This window comes from Polaromonas sp. UC242_47, assembly GCF_044452385.1.
GTDB lineage: Bacteria > Pseudomonadota > Gammaproteobacteria > Burkholderiales > Burkholderiaceae_C > Polaromonas.
In genome coordinates, this window is record NZ_JBIOAO010000001.1 from 212780 (window position 1) to 226278 (window position 13499).

9 protein-coding genes and 1 riboswitch are annotated in these 13499 nt (G+C 62.7%); of the genes, 8 read left to right on the forward strand and 1 reads right to left on the reverse strand.

The window, feature by feature from the left end; all coding sequences use genetic code 11:
* The first annotated feature begins 29 nt into the window (after positions 1–29).
* A riboswitch (S-adenosyl-L-homocysteine riboswitch) is annotated at positions 30–122 on the forward strand.
* A 40-nt stretch (positions 123–162) separates the two neighbouring features.
* Both metH and ACHMXK_RS01055 read left to right on the forward strand, forming a co-directional pair.
* Positions 163–2946: a methionine synthase gene (gene metH, locus ACHMXK_RS01050; RefSeq protein ID WP_397436905.1), complete on the forward strand. Its 2784-nt coding sequence runs from the start codon at positions 163–165 to the stop codon at positions 2944–2946.
* Positions 2947–3128: 182 nt separating this feature from the next.
* Complete coding sequence (locus tag ACHMXK_RS01055) at positions 3129–3944, forward strand: glycine zipper 2TM domain-containing protein (protein WP_397436907.1); 816 nt, start codon at positions 3129–3131, stop codon at positions 3942–3944.
* 73 nt (positions 3945–4017) lie between these two features.
* On the opposite strand, the gene ACHMXK_RS01060 is transcribed toward ACHMXK_RS01055, so the two are convergent.
* Positions 4018–5556 (reverse strand): YifB family Mg chelatase-like AAA ATPase, encoded by a 1539-nt coding sequence (locus tag ACHMXK_RS01060; protein WP_397436909.1) that lies wholly within the window; start codon positions 5554–5556, stop codon positions 4018–4020.
* 207 nt (positions 5557–5763) lie between these two features.
* On the opposite strand from ACHMXK_RS01060, the gene ACHMXK_RS01065 reads away from it, so the two are divergent.
* The 6 genes from ACHMXK_RS01065 to ACHMXK_RS01090 all read left to right on the forward strand — a co-directional run bounded on the left by ACHMXK_RS01065 (position 5764) and on the right by ACHMXK_RS01090 (position 13499).
* Positions 5764–6540, forward strand: a complete 777-nt coding sequence (locus tag ACHMXK_RS01065; RefSeq protein ID WP_397436911.1) for a TorF family putative porin — start codon at positions 5764–5766, stop codon at positions 6538–6540.
* Between the two features lie 37 nt (positions 6541–6577).
* Positions 6578–6916 carry a P-II family nitrogen regulator gene (gene glnK, locus ACHMXK_RS01070; protein ID WP_318403651.1) on the forward strand — a complete coding sequence of 113 codons (339 nt, stop codon included), beginning with the start codon at positions 6578–6580 and terminating at the stop codon, positions 6914–6916.
* Positions 6917–6944: 28 nt separating this feature from the next.
* The gene (gene amt, locus ACHMXK_RS01075; RefSeq protein WP_397436913.1) at positions 6945–8351 is read left to right on the forward strand and encodes an ammonium transporter; all 1407 of its coding nucleotides are present in this window, start codon (positions 6945–6947) and stop codon (positions 8349–8351) included.
* A 148-nt stretch (positions 8352–8499) separates the two neighbouring features.
* Positions 8500–9366, forward strand: a complete 867-nt coding sequence (locus ACHMXK_RS01080; protein ID WP_397436915.1) for an aldose 1-epimerase — start codon at positions 8500–8502, stop codon at positions 9364–9366.
* 173 nt (positions 9367–9539) lie between these two features.
* Positions 9540–12524, forward strand: coding sequence for a transglycosylase domain-containing protein (locus ACHMXK_RS01085; RefSeq protein WP_397436917.1), 2985 nt, complete (start codon positions 9540–9542; stop codon positions 12522–12524).
* A gap of 63 nt (positions 12525–12587) precedes the next feature.
* On the forward strand, positions 12588–13499 hold the full coding sequence (locus ACHMXK_RS01090; protein WP_397436919.1) for an SMP-30/gluconolactonase/LRE family protein: 912 nt from the start codon (positions 12588–12590) through the stop codon (positions 13497–13499).

Here is a 13499-nt window from a genome sequence, read left to right on the forward strand (position 1 = left end):
AGCGAATCGGGGAGCGTTTAAAATACATCCAACTCAAGGAGCGTTGCAGCGAAACCCGGTTTCGTCAGGCTTGAGTGACAGCAGGCCGCCGCGGCCTGCCTTTGCAACGGCGCTCACCTTTGATTCCTAAGGTGAGTGATGTCTGAAATTCAAGTCCCCCCGATGAAACTGTCCGGCCTGGAGCCGGTAAACATTGGCGCCGGCACCCTGTTCGTCAACATTGGCGAGCGCACCAACGTGACGGGCTCCAAGGCTTTTGCCCGCATGATTCTCAACGGCGAATACGAGCAGGCGCTGGTCGTGGCGCGCCAGCAAGTCGAAAACGGCGCGCAAATCATCGACATCAACATGGACGAGGCCATGCTGGACAGCCAGGCCGCCATGGTGCGTTTCCTGAACCTGATCGCCAGCGAGCCCGACATCGCACGTGTGCCCATCATGATCGACAGCTCCAAGTGGAGTGTGATCGAAGCCGGCCTGCGCTGCATCCAGGGCAAGGGCATTGTCAACTCGATCTCGATGAAAGAGGGCTTGGAGTCCTTCAAGCAGCAGGCCAAGCTGCTCAAGCGTTACGGCGCGGCGGCGGTGGTGATGGCTTTTGACGAACAGGGTCAGGCCGACACCTACGCACGCAAGATCGAAATCTGCGAACGCGCTTACCGCGTGCTGGTCGACGAGCTGGACTTTCCGCCCGAAGACATCATCTTCGACCCCAACATTTTTGCGATTGCCACGGGGATTGAAGAACACAACAACTACGCGGTGGACTTCATCAACGCCACACGCTGGATCAAGGCCAACCTGCCGGGCGCCAAGGTCTCCGGTGGCGTGTCCAACGTGAGTTTCAGCTTTCGCGGCAACGACCCGGTGCGTGAAGCCATCCACACGGTCTTCCTGTACCACGCGATCCAGGCCGGCATGGACATGGGCATTGTCAACGCCGGCATGGTCGGCGTGTATGACGACCTGGAGCCGACCTTGCGCGAACGTGTCGAAGACGTGGTGCTGAATCGCCAGCCCGTCTACAAACCGGGCGAGCCCGAACTTTCGCCCAGCGAACGCCTGATCGAAGTCGCCGAAACCGCCAAAAGCGGCGCCAAGGACGACACGAAGAAAAACGAGTGGCGCGCCCTGCCGGTGCGCCAGCGCTTGTCACACGCCCTGGTGCACGGCATGAACGAACACATCGTGCCCGACACCGAAGAGGTCTGGCAGGCCATCAAGGCCGAAGGCGGCCGGCCGCTGCATGTGATCGAAGGCCCGTTGATGGACGGCATGAACGTGGTCGGCGATTTGTTCGGCCAGGGCAAGATGTTTTTGCCGCAGGTGGTGAAAAGCGCACGCGTGATGAAACAGGCGGTGGCGCATTTGCTGCCTTATATCGAAGCCGAAAAACTGCTGCTCGAAGCCGCCGGCGGCGACGTCAAGACCAAGGGCAAAATCATCATCGCCACGGTCAAGGGCGACGTGCATGACATCGGCAAAAACATCGTTACCGTGGTGTTGCAATGCAACAACTTCGACGTGGTCAACATGGGGGTGATGGTGCCTTGCCATGAAATCCTGGCACGCGCCAAGATCGAAGGCGCCGACATCGTGGGCCTGTCCGGCCTGATCACGCCCAGCCTGGAAGAAATGCAATACGTGGCCGGCGAGATGCAGAAGGACGACCATTTCCGCATCAAGAAAATCCCGCTGATGATTGGTGGCGCCACCACCAGCCGAGTCCACACCGCCGTCAAAATTTCGCCGCATTACGAAGGCCCGGTGGTTTACGTGCCCGACGCTTCGCGCAGCGTCAGTGTGGCGCAAAGTCTGCTCTCTGACCAGGCCGCCAAATACATCGACGAGCTCAACAGCGACTACGACAAGGTGCGCACGCAACACGCCAACAAAAAACAAATCCCGATGTGGCCTTTGGCCAAGGCGCGTGCGAACAAGACGCCGATCGACTGGGCCCACTACACGCCGCCTGTGCCCAAATTTATTGGCCGGCGCGTGTTCAAGAATTTCGATCTGGCGGAGCTGGCCAACTACATCGACTGGGGCCCGTTTTTCCAGACCTGGGACCTGGCCGGCCCTTTCCCGGCGATTCTGAAAGACGAGGTGGTGGGCACCGAGGCCGTGCGGGTCTATGCCGATGCCCAGCGCATGCTCAAACGCCTGATCGAAGGCCGCTGGCTCACGGCCAGCGGGGTGATGGGGCTGTACCCGGCCAACAGCGTGGGTGACGACATCGAGATTTATACCGATGAGTCGCGCAGCGAAGTCGCCATGACCTGGTACGGTCTGCGCCAGCAAGCCGAAAAAACCGCGCTCGACGGCGTGATGCGGCCCAGCCGCTGCCTGGCAGACTTTGTGGCGCCCAAGCAGCTCGCTCCTGAAGTGATAGCTGCTCGCGCACAAGGAGCGGGGGCTGCAGGCCTGAAAGGCTCACAAATCCAGGACTACATCGGTGTGTTTGCCGTGACCGCCGGTCTGGGCGCCGAGAAGAAGGAAAAATACTTCAACGACGACAACGACGACTACTCGTCCATCATGCTCAAGGCCCTGGCCGACCGCCTGGCCGAAGCTTTTGCCGAGGCCATGCACAAACGCGTGCGGCAGGACTTGTGGGGTTATGCCGCCGACGAAGCCTTGAGTCCCGAGGACATGATTGCCGAAAAATACCAGGGCATACGTCCGGCGCCGGGTTACCCGGCTTGTCCGGACCACAGCGTCAAGAAAGACATGTTCGAGCTGCTGCAGGCGGCGGACATCGGCATGGCGCTGACGGAAAGCCTGGCCATGACCCCGGCGGCCAGCGTCAGCGGTTTTTACCTGAGCCACCCGCAAAGCGTGTATTTCAACGTTGGCAAGATTGGCGACGACCAGTTGCAGGACCTGGCCAAGCGGCGCGGTGAGAAGGCCGAAGACCTGCAACGTTTGCTGGCGCCCAATTTGTAGCCCGGCTGCGTGACGGTTGTCACGAGGGGCGGGATTTTCCCCTCCCGTTGGGGGCGACATCCCCTGTTTTTACAAAAAAACACGCGCGGCAGGCGGGCGCCGTGTACCTTTTGGCTGTTTCGCACGTTCAGGTAAGGGGCCCTTTCCGGGCACTGCGATTCACGTTTCACGAAAGGTCGACCATGAACACCTCCACGGAAAATCTTCAGCCGGGCCAGCAACCGGCATCGTCCGCCAACAAACCCCTGTGGGCGGCTGTGGCCGTTCTCAGTGTGGCGGTGTTGGGCATGGGTGGCACCATGATTTACAACCAGCGTGCGCAGACCCCTCCGGTGGCCACCGTGGCGGCTGTGACGCCGGCCCCGACCATCGTGGCGCCGCCGCCGGCCGCACCGGCTGCTGCTGCCAATGCCGCTGACGACCTGGCCGAAAAGCCGGCGGCGGCACCCGCCAAGCCTGCACCGGCACCGATCAAAAAAGTGGTCAAACCCGCACCCAAGCCAGTACCGGCGCCGGCACCCAGCTATTCCGGCGTGTCGCCCGCGCCTTACCCCGCCCCCGCGCCTGTGGTGGCGGCCGCGCCGGTGTGTGCGGTGTGCGGCAGGGTTGAATCGGTGACGCCGGTCGAACGTTCGAGCAAACCGGCCGGTGTCGGTGTGGGAACGGTGGCTGGCGGCGTGCTGGGGGCGGTTCTGGGCAACCAGGTCGGCCACGGCGGAGGTCGGACCGCCGCCACCATTCTGGGCGCGGTGGGCGGTGGTTTTGCCGGCAATGCGATTGAAGGCCATGTCCGCAAAGAGACGGTGTACCAGGTCGGTGTGCACATGGACGACGGCTCGCGCCGCATGGTGGAAGTGGCGCAACCCCCCAGCATAGGCAGCCAGGTGACGGTGCAGGGTTCTACGCTGCGCGGCAATGACGGCGTCAGCTACGGCCCGAAACCCGTGGCCGCCCCCGCCAGCGTACAGCCTGCGCGCTCGGATGAGCTGAACCGATAACTGTTGCGACCGTCCGGTAGCTGGCGCTTTTTGCGTACGGTGTCGGCCGAAAGAGGCGCGTTTGTTCCGTCGCTCAGTGCGCCGCCTTGAGCACGCGGCGGTATTGCACCGCCTCGGCCACATGGCCGACCTGCACGCTGGCGTCGCCGGCCAGGTCGGCGATGGTTCTGGCCACCTTCAGGCAGCGGTGAATCCCGCGGCCCGACCAGCCCAGGCGGGCTGCGGCGATGTTCAAAAACTTTGCGGCGGCAGCGTCCAGCTGGCACTGCGTGTCAATGGCTTTTCCCTGCAGCGCCTGGTTGCTGCTGCCTTGGCGCGTCATGGCGCGTTCGCGGGCCAGCACCGTCCGCTGCCTGATGCTGGCCGTGCTTTCGCCCGGCGCCGCGCCCAGCAATTCATCGGCGCCCAGTGCGCCGACTTCCACATGCAGATCAATGCGGTCCAGCAGCGGGCCGCTGAGTTTGCCCTGGTAACGCGAGACCTGGTCCGGCGAACAGCGGCAGGCGCGCAAACTGGAGCCCAGGTAACCACAGGGGCAGGGGTTCATGGCGGCGACCAGCTGAAAACGCGCGGGGAACTCCGCCCGTTGGGCCGCGCGCGAAATCGTGATGCTGCCTGACTCCAGTGGCTCACGCAAAGCCTCCAGCGCAGCCCGTGGAAATTCCGGCAATTCATCCAAAAACAACACGCCATGGTGCGCCAGCGAAATTTCGCCAGGCCGGGGGGGCGAGCCGCCACCGACCAGGGCCACCGCGCTAGCTGTATGGTGCGGGGAGCAGGTCGGGCGCTGGGCCCAGCGGTCCATTGAGAAGCGTCCGCCCAGCGAGGCAATCGCCGCGCTTTGCAGGGCTTCTTCGGTGCTCATGGCCGGCAGCAGGCCGGCAAAACGCTGGGCCAGCATGGATTTGCCGGAGCCAGGCGCACCAACCATCAGCAGGCTGTGGCCGCCGGCCGCGGCGATTTCCAGCGCCCGTTTGGCGGCTGCCTGGCCTTTGACGTCTGCCAGGTCGGGGTAGGGCATGTCCTGGTGTTGCGCGCTGGCATGCAGCCGGACCCAGCCGTCCATGGCTTCGGGTGGCGCATCGCCCGGCAGGAATTGCCTGACCACGTCGAGCAGGTGGTGGGCGCGGTAGACCTCGGTTCCCGGCACCAACGCGGCTTCCTGGGCACTGCCTTCGGGCAGCACAAGTTTGGGTTTGGCCTGGCCGGCGTCAGCGCTCGCCAGCGCCAGGCTCATGGCCAGCGCGCCGCGTATGGGGCGCAAATCGCCGCCCAGCGACAACTCGCCGGCGAATTCGTAACCGGCCAGTTTGCTGGTATCGATCTGACCACTGGCGGCCAGGATGCCCAGGGCGATCGCCAGGTCAAACCGGCCAGAGTCTTTGGGTAAGTCCGCCGGAGCCAGGTTGACCGTGATGCGCTTGTTGCTGGGAAATTCCAGCCCGGTGTTTTGAATCGCCGAACGCACACGTTCACGCGCTTCCTTGACCTCGGTCTCCGCCAGCCCGACCAGGGTGAGGCTGGGCAAACCGTTGGCCAGGTGCACTTCAACACACACCGGATGGGCCTGCAGGCCCAGCAAAGCACGGCTTTGCACTAAAGATAAGCTCATTGTCCGTTTTCTCCCTGCTGGCGCACCACGAATGCGCACCCGACTTGGCACTGACTTGGTGCGAACCTCTTTTTCTGCCCTACATCTTGTCACGCGGCCGCCTCTGCAAGAGAAGACGCACAACTTTGACGCTGCGGAGCTTTGGCACGCTCCATGCTAATTGAAGCTGGCTGCAGTTCCTACTTTTAACTATCAATGGAGTTTTTAATGAAATTGACCGCTCAAAAATCAATGCTGGTGATGGTTCTGACCCTGGCAGGTTCGGCATTTGCCCAGACCGCCGCGCCGGCGCCCGTGCCGGAGTCCACGTTGTCCTACAACATAGGCGCCACCACGGACTACCGTTACCGCGGTATTTCGCAAAGCGGCAAGAAGCCCGCTTTGTCGGCCGGCATTGACTACGCCCACAGCAGCGGTTTTTATCTCGGGACCTGGGCCACGACCATCACCTGGCTGAAAGACACAACAGCCAACCCCAACACCACCAAAGGCCCGGCGGAAGTGGATCTCTACGGGGGTTACAAAGGCACCCTGGCCGAAGGCCTGGGTTATGACGTTGGTGGCCTCTATTACTGGTATGCCGGCAACAACCTGAGCAATACGCCTGGCCTGGTGAATCCCAACACCTTTGAGTTGTACGGCGCCCTCACCTACGGGGTGTTCACGGCCAAGTATTCGCACGCCACCACCAATTTGTTTGGCACGGTCAACAGCAAAAACAGCGGCTACCTTGACCTCAGCGCCAACTTTGACCTGGGCTCGGGCTGGTCCATCGTGCCACACGTCGGCGCGCAAAAAATCAAGAACGGCAACTCGTATACCGACTACTCGGTGGCCGTCAACAAGGACATCGACGGCCTGGTGCTGAGCCTAGCGGTGGTGGGCACCAGCGGCCTGGGTTCCGCGCCTTACACCTTGCCCGGTTCGGGCACGCGTGACCTGGCCAAAGATGGCCTGGTCCTCTCGGTCAAGAAAACTTTCTGAAACAAGCCGGCATAAACGCTGGGGCAAAGGAGAACACATGAAACTCGTCACCGCCATCATCAAACCGTTCAAGCTGGACGAAGTGCGCGAAGCGCTGTCCGGTATTGGCGTGCAAGGCATCACCGTGACCGAAGTTAAAGGCTTCGGCCGCCAGAAAGGCCACACCGAGCTCTACCGGGGCGCGGAATACGTCGTCGACTTTTTGCCCAAGGTCAAGATCGAGGCGGCGGTGTCCGACGAGCTGGTTGACCGTGTCATCGAAGCCATCGAGGGCGCCGCCCGCACCGGCAAGATCGGCGACGGCAAGGTCTTTGTCTACAACCTGGAACAAGTCGTGCGCATCCGCACCGGTGAAACCGGCAAGGAAGCCCTGTAAGGCTCAACCCTAAAAAGAGAACATTGCCATGAAAAAAATACTTGCTTCGCTTGCCCTGGGTTTGAGTTTGCTGACCTTGGGCGCAGCCGTGCTGGCGCAAACGCCGGCACCTGCCGCCACAGAGGCGGCCGCGGTGGCGCCGGCGGCTGTGGTGGTGGCGCCCGCCACCGTGGTGGTAGCCCCTGCGGCTGTGGTCGTGGCCCCTGCGCCAACACCCAAGCTCGATAGCGGCGATACCGCCTGGATGTTGACCTCCACCATGTTGGTCATCCTGATGGTCATCCCCGGACTGGCGCTGTTTTACGGCGGCCTGTCGCGCTCCAAAAACATGTTATCGGTGCTGGTGCAGGTCTTTGTGATCTTCGCGCTCATCACCTTGTTGTGGGCGATCTACGGCTACAGCCTGGCGTTTGGTGGTGAAGGCACTTTCTTCGCCGGCTTCGACAAACTTTTCCTCAAAGGTATTGCCGCAGACACCTTGTCGGGTGCCTTGCCGACCATTCCGGAATACGTGTTTGTGGCCTTCCAGTCCACCTTCGCGGCCATCACGGTGGCGCTGATCGTCGGCTCCTTTGCCGAACGTATGCGCTTCTCCGCCGTGTTGCTGTTTTCCGTGTTCTGGTTCACCTTCAGCTACATCCCGATGGCCCACATGGTGTGGGGCGGCGGTCTGCTCGGTAAAGACGGCGCACTGGACTTTGCCGGTGGCACCGTGGTGCACATCAACGCCGGTGTGGCCGGTCTGGTGGGGGCTTACATGCTGGGCAAACGTATCGGCTTTGGCAAGGAGGCCCTGACGCCGCACAGCCTGACCTTGACCATGGTTGGTGCCTCCCTGCTGTGGGTGGGCTGGTTCGGCTTCAATGCCGGCTCGGCGGGCGCGGCCAACGGCGTGGCCGGTCTGGCGTTCATCAACACCATCCTGGCCACCAGCGCCGCAACCTTGTCCTGGATAGGCGGCGAAGCGCTGCACAAAGGCAAGGCGTCCATGCTGGGTGCGGCTTCCGGTGCTGTTGCCGGTCTGGTGGCCGTGACGCCAGCGGCCGGTTTTGTCGGCCCGATGGGCTCCATCGTGCTGGGCCTGGTGGCCGGCCTTGTGTGCCTGTGGGGCGTGGGTGGCCTGAAGAAAATGCTGGGTGCCGACGATGCGTTTGACGTGTTCGGCGTGCACGGTGTCGGCGGCATCATAGGCGCCATCCTGACGGGTGTGTTCGCGTCGCCCAGCCTGGGCGGCACACAGCCTGCCGACTTCGCCATGGGCCACCAGGTCTGGGTGCAGGTCAAGAGTGTGTTGCTCACCGTGGCGTGGTCTGGCGTGGTGGCTTTCCTGTCCTACAAGGTCGCGGATCTGCTGATTGGCCTGCGTGTGAGCGAAGAAGCCGAGCGTGAAGGCCTGGACATCACGTCACACGGCGAAACCGCTTACAGCCGTTAAAGCAGACAGGCCGTGGCTGCGCTGCAGCCACGGCGGGAATGACTAGCGAGAGTCTCCTTTGGATGTTGGGCCCGCACGGACTTCGGTTTGGCGGGCCATTTTTTTTGGGCACACCGATGCACAATCGTGACAGCAAAAGGAGCCCGCCATGACCGAGTCCATCACCTTGTCCAGCGCCAGTCTGCGTTGTGACATCAAGCCCGATCTGGGCGCTTGTATCAGCGGCCTGTGGCTGGGCGATATCCCGGTTCTGCGTTCCACCCCCGCGAACGAGTTGTTGTCCGTGCGTCTGGCCGGCAGTTACCCGCTGGTGCCTTTTTCCAACCGTGTTGGTCATGCCACCCTGAAATGGCAGGGCACCAGCCATCCCCTGGTGCAAAACAACGGGCCGGAACCGCATGCCATCCACGGCCTGGGTTGGCAGCGGCCCTGGCAGGTGCTGGAGCAAAACGACGAGCTGCTGATGCTGGCCTGCGAACACCGGGCCGACGCGTCCTGGCCTTTTGCTTTTGATGCCTCGCAAACCTTCAGGCTCCACGGCAACACCCTGGAGCTCACGCTCAGCATGACCAACCAGTCGGCCACACCGGCCCCGGCCGGTCTGGGCTGGCACCCCTATTTTGTCAAACGTCCTGGCAGCCACCTGGTATTTGAAGCCACCGGGCGCTGGGAGATGAGTGGCGAAAAGCTGCCCACCCATCGCCAGCCTTCGAGCGGACTCGACCTGGACTGCGCCGCCCTCGATGTGGACCACTGTTTTGACGGCTGGACCGGTGTGGCGCATTTGCGCGACGAGCTGCTCTCTACCCGTATCACGTCCAGCCTGCGCCGCCTGGTGGTGTTTACCAACAACACGCGCGACTTTGTGGCGATCGAGCCGGTCAGCCATGTCAACAACGCCGTCAACCTGATGCAGGCCGGTGCCGGTAACGCCGATGCGCTGGGCATCCAGGTGCTGGCGCCGGGCGAGTCCATGAGTGCACACATGAGTCTGCAGGTGGAGCGTGTGCCATAAGCCGGCAGGGGCCGACGGTGGCTTGCAGTTTTTCCTGATTTGTCCATATAGTGAAGCATGGCTTGCGCGGCACGGTTGGCGCAGCCCGAGGACCCAAAAAACTCAGGATGAGGGGTATGCACGCCATGCGAACTTCCTTTTCTCGGCGCTTCAAGATCATCTTGGCATCTTCCGTGCTGCTCCTGCTGCTCGTCCTGGGCTTGCTGGTGGTCCAGGAGATACGCACATCGAGTTACCAGGCGTATTTTTTTTCCCGGCTGGCCGGCAAGGCCAATTACGCACTGGGTCCGGGGCCGAGTCCGGCGATACGTTTTCCGCCGAATGCCCCGTATGACGACAGGCTGGGGTATGCCGAGTTGCCGGTGTTTCTCGACAAGCTCCAGAGCCGGGAGTTCGCGATTGTCCAGCAGGCGCGCATGTCCAAGGGCATGACAGAGATCGTGGATGCCGGTTATTTCGCCCCCTACCCTGAAAAAATCCAGAGCGGCCTGGGCATTGTGGATTGTCACAAGGACCGCCTGTTCCAGGAACGTTATCCGCGGCGGGTGTACGAGAACTTTGAGGACATCGCACCAATTCTGGTGCAAAGCCTGCTGTTCATCGAGAACCGCGAACTGCTGGATCCCGATCATCCCAAACGCAACCCGGCGGTGGAGTGGGACAGGTTGGCCAGTGCGGTCTTGACCAAGGCCAAAACCACACTCACGGGCGAGAGCCGCTCGCCCGGCGGCAGCACCCTGGCGACCCAGATCGAAAAATACCGCCATTCATCCGAGGGCCGCACCTCCTCGATCCGGGAAAAATTTCAGCAAATGGTGTCGGCCGCCTTGCGCGCCTACCAGCAGGGGGAAGATACCAGCGCGGTGCGGCGCCAGCTGGTGCTGAGTTACCTGAACACCATGCCGCTGTCCGCCAAGGCCGGTTATGGCGAGGTGCATGGCCTGGGGGACGGTTTGTGGGTCTGGTACGGCGGCGACATCAAGGAAGCCAACCGCTTGCTGCAAAACGTGGACATGGATGCCGGTGATGCCGACCTCAGCGAGCCGGCGCAACAGTTCAAGCAGTTGCTCAGCCTCTTGATTTCACAACGTCGGCCTTCGTATTACCTGGATGCCAACGAGGCTGAGCTGACGCAACTCACCGACAGCCATCTGCGCCTGCTGGGCAGTGCCGGGGTGATTCCGCCCGCGCTGCGTGATGCGGCCCTCAAGGCCCCGCTGCACCGGCGTGTGAGCCGGGTGCCGGCGCCTGCGGTTTCCTTTGTCACGCAGAAGGCGGCCAATGCGGTGCGCACCCATCTGGCCGGTCTGTTGGGCGGCAGCCGCCTGTATGACCTGGACCGTCTGGACCTCAGCGTGGCCAGCACGCTGAACGCGCCGGTGCAGACCGCCGTGACCGACCTGTTGCGGGACTTGCGCAATCCGGCCAGCGCCAAGGCCGCCGGCTTGTCCGCCAAGCAGTTGCTGGAGCGCGGTGATCCGGCCAAGGTGGTGTACAGCGTCACCTTGTACGAACGTGGTGCCCAGGCCAATTACCTGCGGGTGCAAACCGACAACTTCGACCAGCCGCTGAACATCAACGAAGGCACCAAGCTCGACCTGGGATCGACGGCCAAGCTGCGTACGCTGGTGACTTATCTCGACATCATGGCCAATTTGCACCAGCGCCTGTCGGTGCTGGACAAGAAACAGTTGCGCACGCTGGAAGTGGACCGGCAGGACGTGCTGACACGTTGGGCGGTGGATTATTTTCTCGCGTCCAAAGACCCCGGCCTGAGCCCCATGCTGGAGGCGGCGCTGGAGCGGCGTTATTCCGCCAGCACGGGTGAAGGTTTTTTCACAGGCGGCGGCCTGCATCATTTCAGCAACTTCAACCGCGACGATGCGGGTCGGGTGATGTCGGTGCGTGACGGCCTGCGCAACTCGGTGAATCTGGTGTTTATCCGCCTGATGCGCGACATCGTGCACCACTACATGTTTCTGACACCCGGCTCCTCGGCCAAGTTGCTGCAGGATGCGAGCGACCCGCGCCGCGCCGCCTACCTGAGCCGTTTCGCCGACCGTGAAGGCCAGGTCTTCATGCGCCGTTTCCTGGCCAAATACCAGGGCAAAACCGCGCAGGAGATGCAAGCCCTGCTGCTGGAGAACCGGCGCCCCACGGTGTCGCGGCTGGCGGCCATGTCCCGCAGCATTGCGCCTGAGGCCACGCTGGCGCAGTTCAAGGATTTTGTGAAAGGTAATCTGCCGGACGGCGTGGATCCGGACGAAGCCAGACTGGCCAGACTGTATGTGCAATACGCACCGGCGCAGATGTCGCTGGCCGATCGCGGCTACCTCGCGGGCGTGCATCCGCTGGAGTTGTGGCTGGTGGCTTATCTGCGCCAACACCCGGGGGCGACCCAGGCGCAAGTGGTGCTGGCCAGCAGTGCCCAGCGGCAGGCGGTGTATGCCTGGCTTTTTTCCGTCCATCGCAAACATGCGCAAGACCAGCGGATTCTGGGTTTGCTCGAAAGCGAAGGCTTCCTGGAAATCCACCGGCAATGGGCGCAGATGGGTTACCCCTTCAACTCGCTGGTCCCGTCTTACGGGACCGCGCTCGGCGCCTCGGCCGACCGTCCGGCCGCGCTGGCAGAGTTGATGGGGATTCTGGTCAACGACGGGCTGCACAAACCCACCACACGGATCCAGTCGCTGCATTTTGCTGCCGCCACGCCTTATGAAACCCTGCTGCAAAACCAGCCTGCCAAGGCCGAGCGGGTACTGGCGCCGGAAGTGGCGCAAGCCGTGCGTGGCGCACTTCGGCTGGTGGTGGCGGGCGGCACCGCTCAACGTGTGAAGCAGGCGTTTGTGCGGCCTGACGGCCGCGTTTTTTCCGTCGGCGGCAAGACCGGCACCGGCGATCAGCGCTTTGATACCTATGGCCCAGGTGGCCGCCTGATTGAATCGCGCGTGGTGAATCGTTCGGCGACCTTTGTGTTCAACATCGACGAGCGGTTTTTCGGCACCATCATTGCCTACGTGCCGGGCGGGCAGGCCGCCGGCTACGATTTCACCAGCGGCTTGCCGGTGCAATTGCTCAAGGTGCTGGCGCCTAAACTCATGCCCTTGATCCTGGCCAGTGCCGGGAGTCCCGCGACGACCGGCGCTTGTGCGCATTGAAGGGCGACGGCCGGCGCATGGGGCGTTTCACACGCCCGAATCCAACAAGAAGGTAATTCATTCATGACCTGGCAAACCCTGGTGGCCCAAGCCTGCGAACTGGGCGAGTCCCCTTTCTGGCACCCGCATGAGCAGGCGCTGTATTGGGTGGATATTCCCGGCCGGCAGATTCATCGCTGCAACGTGTTCATGGGCACGGTAGAAAGCTGGGCCATGCCCGCCGAGCCGGGTTGTATCGCGCCAGCGCGCAGCGGCGGTTTGGTCATTGCGTTGCGCGACGGTATTTACCGCGCGCGAAACTGGGGCGGCGCGCTGGAAAAATGGGTGGCTGCGGCGCATGATCCCGCCACCACCCGTTTCAACGACGGCAAGTGTGACCCGCTGGGCCGTTTCTGGGCCAGCACGATTTACGAGCCGCGTGATGCGCGCCAGGCGGCCCTGTATTGTTTGGACGGCAGCGGCCAGCCGCCCAGGCTGGAGGAAAAAACCGGCGACGCCACCGTGGGCAACGGCCTGGCCTGGTCGCCCGACAGCCGAACCTTGTACTGGTCCGACACCACCGCCCATGTCATACGCGCCTGGGACTGGGATGCTGCGGGCAATCAGCTGCAACACGGCCGCGTGTTCTGCCAATTCCCGGCCAAGCCGCCGGGCTGGCAGGCCGGCATGCCGGGTTATGGCGGCCGGCCCGATGGGGCGGCGGTGGATAGCGAAGGCAATTATTACGTGGCCATGTTTGAAGGACAGCGCGTGCTCAAGCTCTCACCCGGCGGCGAGGTGCTGGCCGAGATTCCCACGCCTGTGGTGTGCCCGACCATGGTGTGTTTCGGTGGGGACGATTTGCAAACCCTGTATCTGACGACGGCCCGCCATGGCCGACCGGCCGCCGAACTGGCCGCGATGCCGCTGTCGGGCGCGGTGTTTTCCATGCGGGTGACGGTGCCGGGACTGCCGGTGAATTTTTTCGCTGACTAA